The organism is Sulfitobacter sp. JL08 (assembly GCF_003352045.1).
GTDB lineage: Bacteria > Pseudomonadota > Alphaproteobacteria > Rhodobacterales > Rhodobacteraceae > JL08.
Genome location: NZ_CP025815.1, coordinates 3723341 through 3742758 on the forward strand (window position 1 = coordinate 3723341; position 19418 = coordinate 3742758).

20 protein-coding genes are annotated in these 19418 nt (G+C 58.1%); 7 read left to right on the forward strand and 13 right to left on the reverse strand.

Going from position 1 to position 19418, the window contains the following annotated elements:
* Nucleotides 1-50 precede the first annotated feature (50 nt).
* Nucleotides 51-530 (reverse strand): redox-sensitive transcriptional activator SoxR, encoded by a 480-nt coding sequence (soxR, locus tag C1J05_RS18325; protein WP_114871513.1) that lies wholly within the window; start codon nucleotides 528-530, stop codon nucleotides 51-53.
* Nucleotides 531-606: 76 nt separating this feature from the next.
* Between soxR and C1J05_RS18330 the strand changes: the two genes are divergently transcribed.
* From C1J05_RS18330 to C1J05_RS18340, 3 genes are all read left to right on the forward strand, one after another.
* Entirely contained in the window at nucleotides 607-987 is a 381-nt protein-coding gene (locus C1J05_RS18330; protein WP_114871514.1) for a VOC family protein, read from the forward strand.
* Nucleotides 988-1118: 131 nt separating this feature from the next.
* Entirely contained in the window at nucleotides 1119-1589 is a 471-nt protein-coding gene (gene greA / locus C1J05_RS18335; protein WP_114871515.1) for a transcription elongation factor GreA, read from the forward strand.
* 12 nt (nucleotides 1590-1601) lie between these two features.
* On the forward strand, nucleotides 1602-2624 hold the full coding sequence (locus C1J05_RS18340) for a hypothetical protein (protein ID WP_114871516.1): 1023 nt from the start codon (nucleotides 1602-1604) through the stop codon (nucleotides 2622-2624).
* A gap of 25 nt (nucleotides 2625-2649) precedes the next feature.
* Here the strand turns inward: C1J05_RS18340 and C1J05_RS18345 are convergent, their stop codons facing one another.
* From C1J05_RS18345 to C1J05_RS18360, 4 genes are read right to left on the reverse strand one after another with little or no spacing between them, the layout of a single operon-like run.
* A complete protein-coding gene (locus C1J05_RS18345) occupies nucleotides 2650-4731 on the reverse strand; it encodes a molybdenum cofactor synthesis domain-containing protein (RefSeq protein WP_254684644.1) in 2082 nt (693 codons plus the stop codon).
* The gene (mobB, locus tag C1J05_RS18350) at nucleotides 4728-5219 is read right to left on the reverse strand and encodes a molybdopterin-guanine dinucleotide biosynthesis protein B (protein WP_114871517.1); all 492 of its coding nucleotides are present in this window, start codon (nucleotides 5217-5219) and stop codon (nucleotides 4728-4730) included. The genes C1J05_RS18345 and mobB overlap by 4 nt, the downstream gene beginning before the upstream one ends.
* Nucleotides 5216-5836, reverse strand: a complete 621-nt coding sequence (mobA, locus tag C1J05_RS18355; protein WP_114871518.1) for a molybdenum cofactor guanylyltransferase MobA — start codon at nucleotides 5834-5836, stop codon at nucleotides 5216-5218. The genes mobB and mobA overlap by 4 nt, the downstream gene beginning before the upstream one ends.
* Nucleotides 5833-6723, reverse strand: a complete 891-nt coding sequence (locus tag C1J05_RS18360; protein WP_114871519.1) for a formate dehydrogenase accessory sulfurtransferase FdhD — start codon at nucleotides 6721-6723, stop codon at nucleotides 5833-5835. The genes mobA and C1J05_RS18360 overlap by 4 nt, the downstream gene beginning before the upstream one ends.
* A gap of 47 nt (nucleotides 6724-6770) precedes the next feature.
* Between C1J05_RS18360 and C1J05_RS18365 the strand changes: the two genes are divergently transcribed.
* Entirely contained in the window at nucleotides 6771-7490 is a 720-nt protein-coding gene (locus C1J05_RS18365; RefSeq protein WP_114871520.1) for an AzlC family ABC transporter permease, read from the forward strand.
* A complete protein-coding gene (locus tag C1J05_RS18370; protein WP_114871521.1) occupies nucleotides 7487-7813 on the forward strand; it encodes an AzlD domain-containing protein in 327 nt (108 codons plus the stop codon). The genes C1J05_RS18365 and C1J05_RS18370 overlap by 4 nt, the downstream gene beginning before the upstream one ends.
* A gap of 3 nt (nucleotides 7814-7816) precedes the next feature.
* Here C1J05_RS18370 and C1J05_RS18375 read toward each other — a convergent pair whose 3' ends face one another.
* The 5 genes from C1J05_RS18375 to C1J05_RS18395 all read right to left on the reverse strand — a co-directional run bounded on the left by C1J05_RS18375 (nucleotide 7817) and on the right by C1J05_RS18395 (nucleotide 11926).
* Nucleotides 7817-8407 carry a hypothetical protein gene (locus C1J05_RS18375; RefSeq protein WP_114871522.1) on the reverse strand — a complete coding sequence of 197 codons (591 nt, stop codon included), beginning with the start codon at nucleotides 8405-8407 and terminating at the stop codon, nucleotides 7817-7819.
* 21 nt (nucleotides 8408-8428) lie between these two features.
* Nucleotides 8429-8563, reverse strand: a complete 135-nt coding sequence (locus C1J05_RS18380; RefSeq protein ID WP_114872436.1) for an aa3-type cytochrome c oxidase subunit IV — start codon at nucleotides 8561-8563, stop codon at nucleotides 8429-8431.
* A gap of 85 nt (nucleotides 8564-8648) precedes the next feature.
* Nucleotides 8649-9155 (reverse strand): DUF6173 family protein, encoded by a 507-nt coding sequence (locus C1J05_RS18385; protein ID WP_114871523.1) that lies wholly within the window; start codon nucleotides 9153-9155, stop codon nucleotides 8649-8651.
* 3 nt (nucleotides 9156-9158) lie between these two features.
* Nucleotides 9159-10217 carry an MBL fold metallo-hydrolase gene (locus C1J05_RS18390; RefSeq protein WP_114871524.1) on the reverse strand — a complete coding sequence of 353 codons (1059 nt, stop codon included), beginning with the start codon at nucleotides 10215-10217 and terminating at the stop codon, nucleotides 9159-9161.
* Nucleotides 10214-11926, reverse strand: a complete 1713-nt coding sequence (locus C1J05_RS18395; protein ID WP_114871525.1) for an acyl-CoA dehydrogenase — start codon at nucleotides 11924-11926, stop codon at nucleotides 10214-10216. Before C1J05_RS18395 ends, C1J05_RS18390 begins: the two co-directional genes overlap by 4 nt.
* A gap of 127 nt (nucleotides 11927-12053) precedes the next feature.
* On the opposite strand from C1J05_RS18395, the gene C1J05_RS18400 reads away from it, so the two are divergent.
* On the forward strand, nucleotides 12054-12998 hold the full coding sequence (locus tag C1J05_RS18400; RefSeq protein WP_114871526.1) for an L-threonylcarbamoyladenylate synthase: 945 nt from the start codon (nucleotides 12054-12056) through the stop codon (nucleotides 12996-12998).
* A 13-nt stretch (nucleotides 12999-13011) separates the two neighbouring features.
* Here the strand turns inward: C1J05_RS18400 and C1J05_RS18405 are convergent, their stop codons facing one another.
* Nucleotides 13012-13626 carry a YqgE/AlgH family protein gene (locus C1J05_RS18405; protein WP_254684645.1) on the reverse strand — a complete coding sequence of 205 codons (615 nt, stop codon included), beginning with the start codon at nucleotides 13624-13626 and terminating at the stop codon, nucleotides 13012-13014.
* A gap of 122 nt (nucleotides 13627-13748) precedes the next feature.
* Here C1J05_RS18405 and C1J05_RS18410 point away from each other — a divergent pair, with 122 nt between their 5' ends.
* Nucleotides 13749-14564 carry a protein-disulfide reductase DsbD domain-containing protein gene (locus tag C1J05_RS18410; protein WP_254684646.1) on the forward strand — a complete coding sequence of 272 codons (816 nt, stop codon included), beginning with the start codon at nucleotides 13749-13751 and terminating at the stop codon, nucleotides 14562-14564.
* On the opposite strand, the gene C1J05_RS18415 is transcribed toward C1J05_RS18410, so the two are convergent.
* Nucleotides 14561-17956: an efflux RND transporter permease subunit gene (locus C1J05_RS18415; protein WP_114871528.1), complete on the reverse strand. Its 3396-nt coding sequence runs from the start codon at nucleotides 17954-17956 to the stop codon at nucleotides 14561-14563. The genes C1J05_RS18410 and C1J05_RS18415 overlap by 4 nt on opposite strands.
* A gap of 3 nt (nucleotides 17957-17959) precedes the next feature.
* Nucleotides 17960-19417, reverse strand: a complete 1458-nt coding sequence (locus C1J05_RS18420) for an efflux RND transporter periplasmic adaptor subunit (protein WP_114871529.1) — start codon at nucleotides 19415-19417, stop codon at nucleotides 17960-17962.
* Nucleotide 19418 lies beyond the last annotated feature (1 nt).

Genomic DNA, 19418 nt, shown 5'->3' on the forward strand with positions numbered 1-19418 from the left:
CGTAAAAACAGTCCAAAACGACTCTGTAAGTCTGAAACTGGTTCGATTTATCACTTTTGCCAGTTCGATGGCGACCCGACAGGCCTGTGTGGCGTTTCCGGCGCGTCCCCCATTAGATAGCGCGGCCCGGCGCCGTTGATCCTTGCACGGTCCTTGGGGTTATAGAGTTTGCATTTCGCCAGGCTAAGGCACCCGCACCCTATGCAGCCATCCAGTTGATCCCGCAAACGCTGCATTGCATCGATTTTCTGATCCAATACGGCACGAAACTGTATGCTGATCCGGCTCCAGTCGCGCTTGGTCGGGGTGCGCCCCATTGGCAGCCGGTCCAGCTCGGCCTTGATCTGGGGCAGAGAAAACCCGAATTCCTGTGCGATCATCACAAATGACAGGCGACGAATATCCGCACGTTCAAACCGACGGTGTCCGCCGGCATTCCGGTCGGGGTGAACCAACCCCATTTCTTCGTAATACCGGATCGCCGACACCGCCAGACCGGTGCGCTCTGCAACCTCTCCGATGCTTAGCATATAGGCCTCTCTTTCCCTCTTGACCTCAAGCTTACTTGAGGAATTACAAAGAGGCCACACAACAAAGGAGACTGACATGACAGCCCATCTGGAACACACGAATTTCACCGTTGCCAACGTGGATGCCACCGCCGAATGGATGTGCGATCTGTTCGGATGGCAGATACGCTGGGCCGGCCCGTCGATAGACAACGGTCGCAGCGTTCATGTCGGCACCAAAGACCATTACCTTGCGCTTTATTCGCCGGGCAATCCGCACAAGGCGACCGATAACAATTACAAAACGATTGGCGGTTTGAACCATGTTGGGGTTGTGGTCGATGACATCGACGCGATGGAGGAAAAGGTGAAAGCCGCCGGTTTTGTGCCCGAAAACCATGCCGATTACGAACCCGGAAAACGGTTCTATTTCCACGATCACGATGGCATCGAATACGAAGTTGTCGCCTATTCCTGATCGGCCTGATCGCGCGGGTCTGAATGATCCGCGCGTGTTCTGCTTGCAATCCCCCGCCGCTTTGGGTCAGGTATCTGCCAGAGAACTGACAGGTTGTATTAAGACCGTCGTAACGGCGTGGAAGAGTTTGAATGGAAAAGATACCTATGACCCGCGCGGGCCATTCCGCGCTGGAAACCGAATTGAAGCAGTTAAAGTCAGTTGAACGCCCCGCGATCATCAAGGCAATTGCAGAGGCGCGCGAGCATGGCGACCTTTCGGAAAATGCCGAATACCATTCCGCGCGTGAAAAACAGTCTTTCATCGAAGGCCGAATCAAGGAACTGGAAGGCGTGCTAAGCCTTGCCGAAGTTATTGATCCGTCCAAATTATCCGGCGCGATCAAGTTTGGCGCAAAGATAACGCTGGTCGATGAAGATACGGATGAAGAAAAAACTTGGCAGATCGTGGGCGAACACGAGGCCAATATCGAAAATGGCCTGCTCAACATCAAATCGCCTATTGCGCGCGCACTGATCGGCAAGGAAGAAGGTGACAGCGTTGAGGTCCGCACCCCGGGAGGCGAAAAATCCTATGAGGTTCTCAAGATCGTTTACGCGTAAAAGGTACGCCAGATGACCGACAAAGAGACCACACGCCCGACGCCCTTGGGCATTTATGATAAACCGCGCCGCGATGCTATTTCCGGAATCGAGGTGGCAGCGCTTGCCCTCAGCCTTTTGTGGTTGATGGGCACAGCGATTTTCTTTTTGTCTCTGCCCGATCCCGAGGATGCGCTGCCAAGCAACTTTGACAGCCTTCAGTTTCTGATGACGATTCTGGCGATATTCATGCCAATCGCCATGATCTGGGTTGCGGCAACGGCGGCGCGGTCGTCACGTGTGATGCGTGAAGAAAGCCAGCGCCTTCAGACCGCAATTGATGCGATCCGACAGGCCTATGTCGCGCAGAATCAGGGGCGGAACACGGCGTCTGAACCCTCTGTCGTGCGTAAACTGGACGAAATCGCTGCCGCCACACGCAAAACCGAAAGCGCGCTGGCTACGTTTTCCAGCCGTCGCGATGCATCGCCTGTGCGCGCGGCGCCACCTCCGGCTGACAGCTCTATGGGCGAAGAAAACCAAACCTCGCTGGCCCTTGGAACACGCGCCGAAGATATGGCGCCGCCGCTGGAACGCTCTGATTTCATCCGGGCCCTGAATTTTCCCGAAACCGCAGAAGATCACGAAGGGTTTGCAGCCCTGCGCCGCGCCTTGCAGGATCGATCGGCCTCGCAGTTGATACAGGCGGCACAGGATGTGCTGACTTTGTTGTCACAAGACGGCATTTACATGGACGATCTGCGCCCGGATATGGCCAGACCCGAGATATGGCGCCAGTTTGCGGCCGGAGCACGCGGGCGCAGCGTGGCCGCGTTGGGCGGTGTACGTGACAGATCGTCTCTGGCGCTCTCTGCCGGTCGCATGAAGCAGGATCCGATCTTTCGCGATGCGGCGCATCATTTTTTGCGCAAATTCGACAGGATGTTTGCAGAGTTCGAAAAAACAGCATCGGACGCGGAAATCTCCGCACTGTCCGAAACCCGCACAGCGCGCGCCTTTATGCTGCTGGGCCGCGTCGCCGGCACATTTGACTAGGCGACATGCCAAAGCCCCTTATCTGCTAGAGTCCAAAACTCGCGTAGGGAATATACCGCACCGGATCCCCTTTGCTGATGTCGCGCGCGCCATCGTCCAGTTCAACAAGGCCTTCAGCCCAGCTTAGCCCGCTGATCCGGCCTGACCCTTCGGATGCAAACACCTGCGCCTTGCCGTCGCGGATGCGGGCACGCAAGTATTCGCGCCGCCCCGGTTTCTTGCGCTTGTCGAAATCCGCAGGCACATCAAACCCCTGCGGGACCTGCCAGCGTTCGCCCGCCATCTGCGCCATCGCGGGGCGCGCAAAAACAAGGGTACAGACCAGCGCGGCCACGGGATTGCCCGGCAAGCCGAACACCGGCTTGCCGTTCCACAAGCCCAACGCCAAAGGCCGCCCCGGTTTGACGGCGATACGCCACAACGCCATGGCACCCGCCTGTTTCAATAGCGCCGACACATGATCTTCGTCGCCGGCCGATGCGCCACCGCTTGTCAGGATAACATCCGCTTCCAGAGCGGCCTGATCCAGCAATCCGCGCAGCGCGTCGCGGTTGTCAGGCGAAATACCCAAATCAACCGGTTCAAACCCGAATCGCGCGATCATGTTCAGCAGCATCGGGCGATTGGCATCAATGATCTTGTTGTCCTGCGCATCGCCGGTCACATCCACCAGCTCGTCACCGGTAGACACAACAGCAACGCGCAAGCGCTTGTGCGTGTTCACTTGCGTGACACCTGCTGCCGACAACAGCGCCAAGTCGGCAGCCCCGATCCGTTCTCCGGCGCTCAACACCTTGTCACCGGCGGAAAAATCCTCTCCGGCGCGGCGCGTGTTGGCGCCTTGTTTCAACGGGCCATGAAACGCAATCTGGTCTTGGCCAACTGTCACGTCTTCTTCCAGAATGACCGTGTCCACACCCGCAGGCAGGGCAGCCCCCGTCAGTATACGAACCGCCGACCCGTTTGGAACCCGATCCTTGAAATCGCCCCCCGCTGCGGCGCGGCCAGTCACCAGCGGCAGATACTGTGCACCCGATGGCACGCTGCCCGAAAACCCGTACCCGTCCACTGCCGAATTCGCGCGGGGCGGATTGGCCCGTTTTGCGAAAACCGGTTCGGCCAGAACCCGGCCCCTTGATTGCAAAACCGGTATCAGTTCGGTTTCGGTGACGGGGTTCAACCGATCACGCAGCATGGCCAACGCATCATCAACCGGGGTCCAGTCGACACCTGCGGGCAGCGCAAAACAATCATTCCTTAACGGGGGCGGCACGGGTTTATCCGGCGCAAGTTGCGCCTCGTGTCCAACCCCCAAAATCCAGCCCTCTTCCGGCGCGTCCACATCCAGCATCTTGCCCAGTATCACAGGGTCAAGGCGCGACAGGGTTTGCGCAACATTCCGGACCTGCCACGCGTCCTTGATCATGTTCTTGGGTGCGACCCCACCCAAAAGGCTGGGCCAGATTTCCACCACTGAAACAGGCCGGGCCAGCGGTTCGAATGGCCAGACCGAAAGCGTGTCAGGAAACGCGCGTCGCAGACGTGACAGAACCGGCAGCCCCATCATAACCTGCGATCCGACAGCACCCGCTCCTGCCAGTTGCCAGCAGGTGAACGCCCCGGGTGCCTGCGTTTCCACGCTTCGTCGGTCAGGAAACGGGTTAACGTATCCCTGCTTTGTACGCGGCAGACCTGTAATATCACGCTTTAGCCCATTGCCCCAGAACGGGCCATTTGTTCCCAGAGACAGATTGATTTCAGCAGCCATATCAAACCTGTTGTTTTGCGAACCGGCGTCTTTAATCCGGTTTTCAAACCAATCCCAAACGGCAAACGGATCGGTTTGCCCCGTCAAGGCATGCGCGAACCCCTTTGGATACCCGAACGGGAAATCAAACCCGATACAGCACCGGCGACCGGCCGACACCTCAACATTCAGAGTTTCCGTAATCCACTTTTCCGCCACCTGACGGTTGCGCAGATAAACCGGCGCTTCGGCGCCGCCTGCGCGTGCAATGCAGGCCCAGATCGCATCCTTTACCGGTGTCGGGCCACGATCATTTCCTCCGGACCAATCCACCATGATGAACGTGTCATAAGGTGTCACAATCCAACCTCGGACAGTATGAAATCTGCGATGGACACGGTATCGTTCAGATCAAATACCGGACGGTCCAGATCAAGCGGCACGTCCGAAGCGACAGCGCGCACCGTTTCATCATCCGGCGCGATCAACGGGTTGCCGGTTTCGGCGCGATGCGCTTCAACTTTGTGGTGCAGATCGCGTTTATAGCCTTCGATCAGCACCAGATCCACCGGCGCCAGCTTCTTCAAAAGCATGTCCAGCGTGGGTTCCTCTTCGGTGCGCAATTCATGCATCAATGCGAACCGGTTGCGCGACGCCAGCAAAACTTCGGTGGCACCGGCCACGCGATGCCGATGGCTATCCTTGCCCGCGTGATCCACATCAAAGGTGTGATGTGCATGTTTGACGGTTGAAACCGTAAATCCGCGCGCGGTGATTTCGCTCACAAGCCGTTCCATCAGCCCGGTTTTTCCAGCGTTTTTCCAACCGACAACTCCGAAAATTCTCATGATGCGGCCTCAAGTGCGGATTGCGCGGCGATCAGATCATCCGGCGTGTTGACGTTGAAAAAGGGATCAATCCCGTTTGTTTCGAACAAGGCTTCGCGCCCGGCGTGTTGATCTGTCCAGACCACAACCTTGCGCACACCATTGTTCAACGCCGCGCGCAGATCGTCGCGCAACGCGACCGGCCAAAGCCCGAAGGTCGGGTGGCGTACCTGGCCACGCTTTGCATCCGGCGTCGCGGCCAGAGCTAGCGGTGCCGCCATACCCTCAGCGGTGGCCAGAAGGCGCGGCACCAGATCACAGGGGAAAAACGGTGTATCAGCGGCGGCTGTCACAATCGTATCGGCGCCCTGATCTGCCGCCCAGTCCAAACCTGCCAGAACACCGGCCAAAGGGCCGACAAACCCGTCAATCGTATCGGGCAGAACAGGCAGGCCAAACGCTGCAAACCGCGCCGGATCGCCGTTTGCATTCAAGGCAAGCGATGCGACCTGCGGCTCAAGCCTGTCAATGACACGTCTCAGAATGGGAACACCGCCCAGTTTCAGCAGGCCCTTGTCGCCACCACCCATCCGGCTGGCAAGACCACCCGCCAGTATCACACCAAGAGGCTGCTTCATGTCTTGGCCCCCTTGCGGCCCGATTTTCTGGGTTCGTCAGCCACCTGATCCGGATCGGCGTCCCAGATCAGACGCTCTTCGCCCGAAAGGCATATAAACCTGCGCCCCCGCACCCGCCCGATCAGCGTCAGCCCGACATCGCGCGCGATTTCAACGCCCCACGCCGTAAAACCGGAACGCGACGCCAGCACCGGGATTCCCATAAGGGCAGTCTTGATCACCATTTCAGACGTTAAGCGCCCCGTTGTGTAAAGTATCTTGCCCTCGGGCTGGACCTTGTTCATCAGCATCCATCCGGCAATCTTGTCTACGGCGTTGTGGCGGCCAACATCCTCCATATAGACCAAAGGGCGGTCTCCTTCGCACAGAACGGTGCCATGGATCGCTCCGGCCTCAAGATAAAGGGACGGCGTGCGATTGATCTTTGCCGAAAGCGTATAGAGCCAGGACGTGCGCATCGTGGTTTCGGGCAAGGTGATCCCCTCCAGCCCGTCCATCATGTCGCCGAAAACCGTGCCCACGGCACAACCGCTTGTCCGCGTTTTCTTGCGCATCTTTGCTTCAAAATCGGTTTTGACCGCAGTGCGAACAACAATCGTTTCAAGGTCTTCGTCGTAATCGACACCGGTCACGACGTCCTCAAGGCTTAGCATGCGCTGGTTGCGCAGAAATCCAAGCGCAAGGTAGTCCGGATAATCCCCGATCGTCATCGCAGTCACGATTTCCTGGCTGTTCAGAAAAATCGTCAAAGGCCGTTCTTCCACTACGGAAATCTGGCTGACCTTGCCATCCTGATCCGTTCCGTCAACCGCGCGCGTCAGTCCCGGCGCAAACGGGTCGGGCGCGATGATGTAATCTGTTTGATCTTTCGACTTGGCCAATTGCATCCCCTTGATTTCGCAGCTAGGGCTGGCGTCCAGTTTAGGGGCAAGCGATGACTACCTCCACCACCAAATCAATCTTCTGGCAAGGCTTTCGAGACGGCGCGCCGTTTGTTCTTGTGGTCATTCCGTTTTCGGCCCTGTTTGGCGTTCTGGGCACCGAAGCCGGCCTGAGCGTGTTTGAAACCATGACGTTCAGCGTGGTTGTCATTGCAGGTGCGGCACAATTCACCGCTCTGCAACTGATGGTCGAAAATGTTCCAACCCTGATCGTTCTAGCCTCTGCGCTTGCCGTGAACCTGCGGATGGCGATGTATTCAGCGCACCTGACCCCCTTCCTCGGGTCAGCGCCGATCTGGCAGCGGGCGTTGGCAGCCTATTTCACCGTTGATCAGTCATATGCCTGTTCCATATCGAAATTCGAACGCGAACCGGCACTTACCGTGCCTCAGCGCATGGCGTATTTCTTTGGTGCGGTCACGCCGGTCTGCCCGTTGTGGTACCAGTTTACTCTGGTCGGCGCGGTGGTTGGCGGGCGTATTCCGGATTCGTTCGCGCTGGATTTTGCCCTGCCGATTACGTTTCTTGCCATGATCACCCCCATGCTGCGCACCCTTGCGCATGTCGTTGCTGCCGTCGTCGCAATTGTCATGGCCCTGATCTGTGCGGATGTGCCTTACAATCTTGGCCTGATCATCGCCGGTATGGCAGGAATGGTGGCTGGTGCGCGTACCGAGCTTTGGACACAAAACAGAAAGGTGGCTGTTCAATGATCGAACCAACCACACTTTGGACCGTCATCATCGGCTTGGGCATCGGGACGTTTCTGATCCGGTTTTCGTTTATCGGCCTTGTTGGCGACCGTGCGATGCCCGAATGGCTTTTACGCCACCTGCGCTATACGGCCGTCGCGGTCTTGCCTGCGCTTGTCGCCCCTTTGGTGGCGTGGCCTGCTGCAACCGGAGGCACACCGGATGCGCCGCGGGCGCTGGCGGCGCTTGCAACTGTGGTGATCGGCCTGCTGACGAAAAATGTCTTTGCATCCATCATCGGGGGCGCACTTACGCTGTTCGGAATGCTTTATCTGATCGGTTGACGATCACAGAACAGCCAGGGCGTCCACAACGTCTCCGGCATCGTTTTCATAGTATTTTTCGGTCTTCACGCCGGGGATCTGTTCGATCTGGTTTTGAAACCGGATCGGCGACATGGTCACGCCGATCTGGCTGAAGCCCGGCACCTGTGACAGCAACCGTGATGCGGCATTTGTACAGAAACCGCCAAACACAGGCCCGTTGCGGGTGGCAAGCTGATATGCCGCCTGTGCCTGCGCCTGGCTGATTACGATTTCCTGCGTCACCACGTGATGCGATGCGCGTGCATGCGAACTTCTGTAGGTTTGAAAGACCTGTGGTGTGATCCCGTAAAGCACATCGCCGCGTTCCGGTACGTTCGGGGTTCGGAACGATCCTGCCGGATCGAAAATGATCCGTTGCGGCCCGTTGATCATCAGGGCGGTATGCCCGCCTGCCCCTGTCTCGTTGTTGATCATCGTGATGACCGTCAGCTTCGACGGGCCTTCATCCCGGTAGGAGACTGCGGCAATCGATTCAGGCGTCGCCAGAATAGGAGAGCTTTCGCTGCACGCGACCAGGCCCAACATCAGGCACAAAGAAACCAGAACACGCATGATGTGAGCCTACCAGCTTGATCAGGTGATAAAGATCGCCATCAGAATGATGATTGCCATGATGACAATCACAGACCAAGTGGTGAAACGCATGAACCCGTCAAAGGTTTTTTCCTGCGTCTTGATATCCATATCGCCGTGTTTGTGGTCAGCCATTTGCTTTGTGTCCTTGTAGTCCATCGCTTGAACGCTGGTTAACGCATTTTCAAATCCGAGTCATCCCTTCAAAGCGACGCGATTGCTAGGCTTTTTTGCGGGCTTTCGTTTTGGCGGGCTTTTTTGCCAGCTTGGCGGTTTTTTCAAGATCTGCGGCCAGTTGAAACCCGATCCTGTTCGGTTCGGGCTGATCCGCCTGTTTGGGCAGGGCGCGCAGCAACACGTTCAGCTGGCTTACATGCTGGATCAACTGGGTTTTTATGCCGGTTGCTTCGGACCCGTAAAACGTAATGATATCAGGGTCGAAAAAACCCATTCCTTCGATCCGCAAAACGCCGGCGTCCCCCCCGGCAAAGCCCATCGCGACTTCGTGCTGGTTGTCCAGCTGTTCTTCGAAATTCTTTATATAAAGAATTATACGCTCATAGGCCCATTCCGCCGGGCTTTTCTGTTTGACCGGTTTTTTCGCAATATTTTTCTTCAGGGGCTTGGCATCGACGCATTTGCGGTTCGGATCTGTGTGCACTTCGTGCAGACGGGGCAACGCGTCAGCTTCGACCGCCTCTGCAGAAGTTTTGATTGCATCTTCCATCACTTAATCCTTGCGCTGATAGGCCCACGCGCCGTCTTCACGCCGGATGCGCGTCGCAAGACCCGTTTGGTAAAGGTGGCTCAGATGGGCTACGGATTCAACCAGGGCAAGGCCATATTCCGCTTCGCCTATCGATCTTTTGAACAGCGGGGCGAAACAATCACCCGCCGCCTTCGGGGAAGTGATGTAATCAAGCAACCGCGACAAGGCACCGTGATGGTTGTCAATCAACTGGCGCATCCGAAACGGCAAACCTGTGAACGGCAGTTTATGTCCGCCAAGAACCAGATGGTCAGGACGCGCATGTTGCCGCAACCGTTCGCAGGCTTCGATCCATTCGCCGATCGGATCGGCCATCGGTTCGGTTGCATAGACCCCGATATTCGGGCTGATCGACGGCAATATCTGATCCCCCGCCAGAACCAGATTGTCATCGCGGCTCCAGAATGTGGCGTGTTCGGGGGCGTGGCCGTTGCCAATATGAACATCCCAGGTGCGCCCGCCGATTTCGATCACACTGCCCTGCTGGATACGGGTATACCCCAGCGGCAATGGTGCGACGACATCGCCAAAATTGAACGGGCGTTCCGTGGCGCGTTTTTCAAGAATGGCAGGGTCCATGCCTGCGTCGCGATAAAAGGCCAGCGTTTCGAGCGCAGGCACCGGCTGCACATCCAGCGTCAGCATCCGCGCAAACAGCCACGAGGTGCGCGTGGTAACCAGTTCGGCGCCAAATTCCGCCTGAAACCAGCCCGCCAAACCGATATGGTCCGGGTGATAATGCGTTACAATCACGCGGCGCACAGGTTTTCCGGCCAGTGGCCCGTTTAGCAACTGCTGCCAGACGGCCTTGGATTTCCCGGTGTCAAATCCGGTATCGACAATGGTCCAGTAGCTGCCTTCGTCCAGCGCATAGACGTTGACGTGATCCAGCTTCATCGGCAGCGGCAAACGCATCCACAAGACACCTTCGGCAACTTCGATTGCCGTTCCGGGGTCTGGGGGTACGTCCCATGGATAGCGCAGCACCGGTTCGGGATCAGTCAAGGGATTGTCTTTCATGCCATCAGGTCTTCGGCAGTTATGGCAAAAAGCCCCGAAGCGCCAGCTTGGGCATGGGGCAAAAGACCGACATATTCGGGCAGCCGCCGCAAAATATAGAACCGCGCCAGTGCCTCGCGCGATGTGCCCGAGGCAGACAGGGCCGCCACCAGATGATGATGTGCGCCCAAAACCGCCGCAAACGCACGCAGATAAGGGTCTGCTCCGGCAAACCGTTCGTTCATGTCGGTTTGCGATACCATCCAGTCGGTGGCTTCGCGCAATGATTCCGATGCCTGCCAGACCGCTTCCGCAAGATCGGGCAGTCTGGTCCGGGCCTGTTCGGCAAAATCCTCGACCTCGTCCAGTAGCCTGTTGGCCATTTCGCCGCCATCCATCAGCTTGCGCCCCACAAGGTCCATCGCCTGAATGCCGTTCGTACCTTCGTAAATGGCGGTCACACGCACATCGCGGGCAAATTGCGCCGCGCCGGTTTCTTCGACATAGCCCATGCCGCCATGCACCTGAATGCCCGTGTCGGCAACGGATATGCCCGTGTAAGAGCCGAACGCCTTGGCAATCGGCGTCAGAAATGCGGCGCGCGCAGCCCAGTCTGTGTCCTGTGTCGCTGTATGCATGTCCGTGGCCACTGCACAGGACAGCGCGATCGCGCGCGCGGCAAATACGTCGGATTTCATCGACAGCAGCATACGCCGCACATCGGCATGATCGACAATCGCACCGTCACCCGAAACCGCCGTGCGACCCTGTTTGCGATCCATGGCATAGGCAAGCGCGTGCTGGAACGCAGCTTCGGCCACGCCGATGCCCTGACACCCGACGCCAAGCCGCGCATTGTTCATCATCGTGAACATCGTCGCCATGCCCTTGTTCGGTTCGCCCACCAGCCAGCCGGTGGCCCCGTCAAACTGCATGACGGCGGTCGGTGATCCGTGCAGACCCATTTTGTGTTCAAGGCTGACAACATTCAGGCTGTTCGCGGCACCTGCATTGCCGTTCTGGTCCGGCAGACGTTTCGGTACCAGAAACAGGCTGATGCCTTTTGTACCGGCCACACCATCTGGCAACCGGGCCAACACCAGATGGCACACATTTTTGGCCACATCATGGTCACCCCAGCTGATATATATTTTCTGGCCGGTGATGGCATATGTACCATCGTCATTCGGCACAGCTGCCGTGCGCAAGGCGCCGACATCGGATCCGGCCTGCGGTTCCGTCAGGTTCATGGTTCCGGTCCACGCACCAGACACCAGTTTTGGCAGGTACAAGGCCTTGATGGCGTCGCTGGCGTGGTGTTCCAGCGCCTCGATCTGGCCTTGCGACATCAGTGGCGCAAGCTGCAGCGAAAGACACGCGCCGCTCATCATTTCATTCACGGCTGTCGCCAGCGCAACAGGCAGCCCCATGCCGCCATGTTCAGGGCTGGCGCTGATCCCGATCCAGCCCCCTTCTGCAATGGCGCGGTAGCCATCTGCAAATCCGGGGGATGTGCGCACGACACCGTTTTCAAGTCGCGCCGGTTCCTGATCGCCCGACCGTTGCAGAGGGGCCAGAACCTCGTCACACAGCTTGGCCGCTTCGGTCAGAATGGCCGATGATACATCTTCGGTCGCGTCACTGAACCTTTCGGTCGCGACAACCTGATTAAGTCCCACCACGGAATTCAGTATGAACTGGTATTCGGATACGGGCGCTCGGAATGACATTTGGGGCTTCTCCGGAACAAACCAGCGGCTTGGCAATCGCCTTGGCCGGCTATAAAGACATGTTGCTATTGCGGCCAAAACTATCGGCTCTGACCGCACACGCAACACAAACGCCGCGTAACAAAACATGCCAAACGACATCACACTGGGCCTGACAGCAACACAGGAAGGCGTTGCAAAGGCAGCCGAATTGCTGGCGGCGGGGTTGCTTGTCGCGTTTCCAACCGAAACGGTTTACGGTCTGGGCGCTGACGCCCGCAACAGCCAGGCCGTGGCGAAAGTGTTCGATGCCAAGGGCCGGCCAGCGTTCAACCCCCTGATTGTTCATGTGTCATCACCTCAACAAGCCCGACGCCATGTTGTCTGGTCCGATCTGGCACAACGCCTGGCCGATGCGTTCTGGCCCGGCCCGCTAACGCTGGTTTTGCCGCTTTGCCCCGATCACGGCATTTCACCACTGGTCACGGCAGGTCTGGACACGTTGGCAATCCGGGTTCCCTCCCATCCGACGGCGCAGGCGATCATGGACGCGTTTGATGGCCCTATCGCCGCGCCGTCGGCCAATCCGTCCGGGCGGATCAGCCCGACAACAGCTGATCATGTACGCGCAGGGCTGAACGGCAGGATTTCCGCGATTCTGGATGACGGCCCGTGCGCCGTTGGTGTTGAATCAACCATTGTCGGCCTGCAGAATCATCCGACCTTGCTGCGCGAAGGCGGTGTAACACGCGAAAGCATCGAACAGGTGATGGGCGCACCGCTTGAACTGCCTGCCGCCGATGCCCCGCTGACCGCACCCGGCCAGTTGCGATCGCACTATGCGCCGAACGCAAAGGTCAGGTTGAATGCAAAAACGGCGCATGCCGGCGAAATCCATCTTGGGTTTGGCCCGATCAGGGGGGATCTTAACCTGTCACCCACATCGGATCTGGCCCAGGCTGCGGCGCGATTGTTTGACTATCTGCATCAAATGGATGCAACCGACCAACCCATTGCCATTGCCCCGATACCCGATGTCGGACTGGGCCGTGCGATCAATGACAGATTGTTACGTGCCGCAGCGCCCCGCTGACCGGCCCGTTCACTCAGGCGTGGCCGGCAACTGCGGACAGGCTGATCGGGTCTACCCCGATTGATTTCAGCGCCGCTTCCCATTTCTCGCTTTCGGGAACATCGAACACCAGCTTCGGGCTTGCCGCACAGGTCAACCAGCCATTGCGCGTAATCTCGTTCTCAAGCTGGCCTTCACCCCATCCGGAATATCCAAGCATCAACAGCGCCTGTTTCGGCCCCTGCCCCCGGGCAAGATCTTCCAGAATATCCATGGTCGACGTCATGGAAAAACTCTCGTCAACCTCAAGCGTTTGAATGCGCGACAGGTAATCGGGCGAATGCAGCACAAAGCCGCGCCCCTGTTCGACCGGACCTCCAAAGCACACCTGCATACCCATATTTACCGCACCGTCTTCAACATCGACCTCAAGCTGTTTCATCAGGTCCGTCACCGTAACGTCGCTGACCGGTTTGTTGATGATCAGACCCATCGCGCCTTCGTCAGTGTGTGCGCACATGTAGACAACAGAATGATCGAACCGCGGATCACCCATTCCCGGCATTGCGATCAATAATTTACCTGTCAGGTCAAGCGGCATTGTCAATTTCGGCACCTCGATCCGCGGTTTGGACGCTACCCACAGCATGGCCCGAGCTTGCCTGTGCTGCAAGTTGCTTTGCCCTGATAAGCATCACAATGCCGGTTCAGACACATTCGCTAACCAGAACGTGACTTGGCATTTCAATCGACATGGCCCATCTGGAAAGGATGAGAACCAGAACAGCATCCAGCCTTCTGTGCATTGCCGCCTGTCTGGGCGCAGCCCCTGCATTTGCAGGCGATCCCTATACCGATGTCATTTCGGTCGAGGTTCGCCCCGGTTGGACGCAATCCAACGGCACCCACATGGCCGCATTGCACCTGTCGCTTGCGCCGGGGTGGAAAACCTACTGGCGCGCGCCGGGCGATGCGGGCATCCCGCCACAGTTCTTCTGGGACGGATCGCGCAATATCGGAACAATGGCGGTGTCTTGGCCCACGCCCATGGTGTTTGATCAAAACGGCATGCGGTCTGTCGGATACAAAGACGAACTGGTTATCCCGCTTCACATCACACCGGACAAATCCGGCAAGGATATCCGGATCAAAGGCGAAATCGAACTGGGCGTTTGCAAAGACATCTGCATTCCGCGCAGCCTGAAATTCGACCAGTGGGCATTGGCCGCAAATACGCAGCCCGATGCCGTGATCGCCGCTGCAATGGCCTCTGGCCCCTATAGCGCGGACGAGGCCGGCGTTCGTTCGGTCACATGCAGCCTTAGCCCGATCGAGGGCGGTCTTCGCTTGTCTGCAACAATCACGATGCCGTCATCCGGCGGCACCGAGTTTGCGGTTATCGAACCCGGCGATCCGCAAATCTGGGCGTCTGAATCCGTCAGCGAAAGATCGGGCGACCAACTGACAGCCTACAGCGATCTGATCCATGTCAGTCAAAGTGCATTTGCATTGGACCGGTCGGATGTGCGGATAACGGTACTGGGTGGCAAACACTCGGTCGATATCAGGGGCTGCAGCCCCGGCTAGGCGCGCCTTGCGGCCAGCAAGTATCCTGCGACCGCCACGATGTAAGTGACCAACGCAATCACTGCCGCCCCGATCAGAAACAGCGCCAACCCGGCGATTTCCGGTGACCATGACTGGAACGCGGGAAACACCGACAGGATCGGTGCCGGCAAAGTGCCCAATGCAATCGCCCAACCCAGCGTGGCGATCAGCCAGCCACAAACCAGTCCCCACGCCACAAAAAGCGCCGCCTTTATTCCTGCTGCCGATCCACGCAAGCCACGCCGCATCGCGCTGATCTGGCGGTTCACATCCTGCTGCATGGCCAGCAGGGATGGGACAATCAGCAACACCAGCACCATGCCAAACCCAAGTCCATAGACCAATGTAATCACGGTGGGTTTCAGAAACTGGGCCTGTTGGGATTGTTCGTACAACAGTGGCGCAAGGCCCAATACCGTTGTCAGGGTGGTCAACAGAACCGGCCGCAGACGATCCGCCGCGCCATCGATAATGGAAGGTATAAAACCGCGATCCTTTGCATATTCGTCCACGGTTGTGACCAGAACGATGGAATCGTTGATGATAATGCCGGTCATGCCCAGCAAGCCCACAACTGTAAACATGCTCAGCGGAACATCCCACGCCACATGCCCGTAAATGGTTCCGACCAGTCCGAACGGAATAATGATCATCACCACAACCGGACGCGTCCAACTGGAAAAAACCCACGCCAGAACAAGATAGATGCCCGTCAAACACAGGATCAGACCGGTCAATGCATCGGTCAGGAACGTGTCTTCCTGTTCCGACAAGCCAGAAAACCGGAATTCGACCTGCCGGTCGCTTGCGATCAGGGGCAGTATTTCCTCTTCCAGTTCGGTCATGATCTGTTCAGCCCGTGCCGGATCATCTTCGGACAAATCCCCCGTGACCGAAATCATTCTGATACCGTTTTCACGGCGCACAGTGGAAAATCCGGTCCGCTGCTGCACACTGACAATATCTGCCAGCGGTACATAGGCGCCCGTTGGTGTCCGCAACTGGGTGCGTTCCAGAAAATCTGCCGTCAGCTCTCCTTCGGGCAGTTCCACCCTGATTTCGGCACTGCGCGGCCCGTCCGGAAACGTTGCCGCTTCGATCCCGTTCAAACGGTTGCGCAAAACGCGGCCCAGAGTGTCAATCGTAAAGCCCAGTGCCCGCCCTTGCGCCGTCAGATCAAGGATCAGTTCTTCCTTGTCATAGGCCAGATTATCCTGAACCGCGGACACTTCGGGATAGCGCAGCAGCGCCGCCTGCAAATCCTGTGACGCGGCCTTGAGCGTGTCGGTTCCCGCCCCGAAGAACTGAACATCCAGCGCATCACCCCCCGGACCGGAGCGCCAGCTGCGGAACGAAACCGTTTCGACAAGTGGGTGATGGCGCACGGCATCCTGCAATTCGCCGACAAAGGCAAAGCTGGAATAAGGGCGCAAATCGGCATCAATCAATTCAACCGAAATACCCCCCAGAAGATCCTTGTCCTTGGTTTCAACGCCGGACAATCCGCGCCCCGCATTGCCGCCAATCTCGGCAATCACATAATCAAGCGGATTGCGCCCGTAGCGTTCTTCGTATTCGGCGCCCAGGGATTGAACCGCACGTTGCATTTCGCGCATCATCATCAATGTGTCCTGACGGGTTGCCCCTTCGGCCATCACAAAATTGCCGGTCACTGATCCACGCTCGGGCGCATTGAAAAAACGCCACTGCACATCGCCGCGAATAAACAGCGATACCTGACTGGCCAGAACCAGAATCACGCCGGCAAACACCGCATAGCGCGCCCAGATCACGCCAGCCATGAACGGGCGGAACATGCGCGACCGGAACCACATAAAGCCGCGGTTGACCTGTCGGCTGGGCCAATCGTACCAGTGCCGCTCTCCGGTATGGGCCAGTGCATGCGACATGTGATGCGGCAGGATCAGAAAACATTCCACCAGTGACGCCAGCAAAACCGCAATCACGGTCAGTGGAATATCGCGGATCAGATCACCGAAACGCCCCCCGATGGCCACTAGCCCGAAAAACGCAATGACGGTTGTAAGGGTTGCCGCAAAAACCGGCATTGCCATGCGGCGGGCTGCGTTTTCTGCTGCAGTGACCGGGTGTTCGCCATATCTGCGCGCCCGAAAATCTGCGTGTTCCCCGACGACGATTGCATCATCCACCACGATGCCCAACGTGATGATCAGCCCGAACAGACTGATCATGTTGATGGTAAGCCCCCCCAGGTACATCAGTGCAATCGCAGCCAGCATGGCAACGGGAATACCGGCCGCAACCCAAAATGCGGTGCGCGCGTTCAGGAACAGGAACAGCAGCATCACCACAAGCCCAAGACCCATCAGACCGTTATCCAGCAGGATATCCAGACGCCCCGTGATAGCCTCTGCGCGGGTTCGGATCAGCTCGATCTTGACGTCGGCCGGCAACACAGCCTGCATTTGCGCCGCTACGGTTTCAACCTGTTCCTGAATGCCGATGGCATCGCCTTTGTCGGACCGGTCGATGCGGATGGACACCGCCGGGTTATCCCCCACGAAATAGCTACGATTCCGGTCTACTCCTTCAACCCGAACCGTCGCGATATCCCCGATCGTCAGCTTGGACCCATCCGGGTTCGAACGCAGGACAATGCCTGAAATCTGCTCGGCGCTGCGCTTTTCAACACCGGTGCGCACCCGCGCATTCGCACCTGCGACATCCCCTGCCGGATCAGCATCAACCTCTGCGGCAATCGCAGCGGCGACCTCTGCCATCGAGATATCGTACCCGATAAGCTTCGCAGACGGCACCTCGACAACGGTTTGGGGCGCTGCCACACCGCGGATTGAGGTGCGGGTAACGCCTTCGGCAAAAAGGCGCGTTACGAATTCATCCGCGAAACGGCCCAGTTGATCCGGCCCGATCGGCCCCGTGATCACCACGTCTGTTACCCTGTCGCGCCATGCGCCCCGTCTTACGCTGGGGTCTTCGGCGTCTTCGGGCAGGGTCGTGACCGTATCAACGGCGGTTTGCACGTCATCCGCGGCGCGCGACATGTCCCAGCCCGGATCAAAATCAAGCGTAATGCTGCCCCGCCCCTCGCGCGAGTTTGAATTCGAACTTTCGACCCCTTCAACGGCAAGTAAAACAGGTTCAAGCACCTGCACTATCGCTGCATCTACATCTTCGGCGCCCGCACCTTCCCACTCCACCGACACGGTGACGTTGTCGAGGATCACGTCGGGAAAAAACTGCGCCCGCATATTGGGAAACGATGCAAGACCCGCGACAAGCAAAACCACAAGCAACAGATTGGCGGCTGTGGGATGACGCGTAAAGTAAGACAGCAATCCGCCAGCCGCATGAGGGATGTCCCGGACCATGGCCTACCCTCCCATACGGCTTTCGATCCGTTCGACCATTTGTTGCGGCACTTGCGACTTTTCCAGTTGCGCCAGAATGCGCGCCTTGGCTTCGGCGGGCATTTGTGTGCTTGCCTGCACAAACGCCACCAGTTTCGCGCGGCGCTCTGCACTCAGTTCCAGCATCGCCTGTTCTTCTATCGCGCGGCCCTCATCTCCGCGAAGGGGCCGCACGGCAATGCCGGCACCCAGCAAGGGCGAGCGCGACTCGACAACCTCGCGCCCTTCAAGTTCTTCGGCGCGTACGATCACATCATCCCCCTGACGGCGCAGAACCACCACAGGCAGGGATTCAAGCCGGTCTTCCCCGACAAGAACCAGCACGTTGCTTGCTGCATTCACAGCCGAGGATGGCAACAGATACACATTGTCCAAAGCTGGCTCCTGCACCGAAACCGTCACGAAATCACCCGGTTTGAAACCGGGGGCCTCATCCAGCCTTGCAAAGATAAGACGACCAGTCTGCCCGTTTCCCGCAACGGCACTGTCACGCTCGATATGGGCCCGAGCGGTCAAATCTATGCTGGCCACATCCAAAGTGACCGTGACCGGTGCAAGCAGCAGCTCACCGCTTTCGTCCAGCAAACGGCTGTACTGCGATGTCGATACCCGAAAAGACACCTCAAGTGCCTTTCCGTCAACCAGACTGGCAAGTTTTTCATTGGCGGCAACCAGACCGCCACGCACCACGCTGACATCTGCCAGCGTGCCGTCAAACTCAGCCACGACAACTGTATCATCCAACCGTCTTTCTGCCTCGGCCAGCGCTATACCGGCGCGCGACAGACGGGTCGCCGCCTGATCAACCCGTGCTTCGGCCTGCGCCACGGCCTGTCGGCGCGAAACGACAGCCTGCCGCGCCGAAGACGCTGCAAGTTCTGCAATCTCGACGGCGGCGGCCGTACCAACACCGCGTTCCTGAAGATCGATCTGTCGCTGCAGGGCGCGATCGCGCAATATGGCTTGCGCCTCGGCGGCAGTTTTGTCGTCACGCGCCAGATCAAGCCCGCGCGCTGCATCGCGCACTTCTGCCTCGGCATCACGCAAGTCGCTGGTAATGCGATCCAGCGCAGATTGTGCATCCGCAGGATCGATCCATATCAGTGACTGGCCGGCCTTGACATCGCCGCCTTCCTGAAACGCATCCGCCAGTTCGACGATACGCCCCCCCGTCGCCGCCCGTATTTCAAGCGTCCGGCGGCTCTGAACTTCGCCAAAAGCGGTCAGAACAGGCGTCAGGGTTTGCGCCGTTGCTGTCAGAACGTTGACTGCAAACACCCGTTCGCGCGGCGCCTCGATAACCGGAGTGTCTGACAAACGGACCTGAATGGCCGATCCGATCATCTGACCAGCATACATTAACAAGGCCAGCGTCGCTGCTGCCAGAAACAATCCCGTCAGGCTTTGCCTGAGAAACCGCATA

Coding starts and splice junctions, on each gene's coding strand:
- soxR (WP_114871513.1), bottom strand. CDS start 530: ATGCTAAGCATCGGAGAGGTTGCAGAGCGCACCGGTCTGGCGGTGTCG.
- C1J05_RS18330 (WP_114871514.1), top strand. CDS start 607: ATGACAGCCCATCTGGAACACACGAATTTCACCGTTGCCAACGTGGAT.
- greA (WP_114871515.1), top strand. CDS start 1,119: ATGGAAAAGATACCTATGACCCGCGCGGGCCATTCCGCGCTGGAAACC.
- C1J05_RS18340 (WP_114871516.1), top strand. CDS start 1,602: ATGACCGACAAAGAGACCACACGCCCGACGCCCTTGGGCATTTATGAT.
- mobB (WP_114871517.1), bottom strand. CDS start 5,219: ATGAGAATTTTCGGAGTTGTCGGTTGGAAAAACGCTGGAAAAACCGGG.
- mobA (WP_114871518.1), bottom strand. CDS start 5,836: ATGAAGCAGCCTCTTGGTGTGATACTGGCGGGTGGTCTTGCCAGCCGG.
- C1J05_RS18360 (WP_114871519.1), bottom strand. CDS start 6,723: ATGCAATTGGCCAAGTCGAAAGATCAAACAGATTACATCATCGCGCCC.
- C1J05_RS18365 (WP_114871520.1), top strand. CDS start 6,771: ATGACTACCTCCACCACCAAATCAATCTTCTGGCAAGGCTTTCGAGAC.
- C1J05_RS18370 (WP_114871521.1), top strand. CDS start 7,487: ATGATCGAACCAACCACACTTTGGACCGTCATCATCGGCTTGGGCATC.
- C1J05_RS18375 (WP_114871522.1), bottom strand. CDS start 8,407: ATGCGTGTTCTGGTTTCTTTGTGCCTGATGTTGGGCCTGGTCGCGTGC.
- C1J05_RS18380 (WP_114872436.1), bottom strand. CDS start 8,563: ATGGCTGACCACAAACACGGCGATATGGATATCAAGACGCAGGAAAAA.
- C1J05_RS18385 (WP_114871523.1), bottom strand. CDS start 9,155: ATGGAAGATGCAATCAAAACTTCTGCAGAGGCGGTCGAAGCTGACGCG.
- C1J05_RS18390 (WP_114871524.1), bottom strand. CDS start 10,217: ATGAAAGACAATCCCTTGACTGATCCCGAACCGGTGCTGCGCTATCCA.
- C1J05_RS18395 (WP_114871525.1), bottom strand. CDS start 11,926: ATGTCATTCCGAGCGCCCGTATCCGAATACCAGTTCATACTGAATTCC.
- C1J05_RS18400 (WP_114871526.1), top strand. CDS start 12,054: ATGCCAAACGACATCACACTGGGCCTGACAGCAACACAGGAAGGCGTT.
- C1J05_RS18405 (WP_254684645.1), bottom strand. CDS start 13,626: ATGCTGTGGGTAGCGTCCAAACCGCGGATCGAGGTGCCGAAATTGACA.
- C1J05_RS18410 (WP_254684646.1), top strand. CDS start 13,749: ATGAGAACCAGAACAGCATCCAGCCTTCTGTGCATTGCCGCCTGTCTG.
- C1J05_RS18415 (WP_114871528.1), bottom strand. CDS start 17,956: ATGGTCCGGGACATCCCTCATGCGGCTGGCGGATTGCTGTCTTACTTT.
- C1J05_RS18420 (WP_114871529.1), bottom strand. CDS start 19,417: ATGCGGTTTCTCAGGCAAAGCCTGACGGGATTGTTTCTGGCAGCAGCG.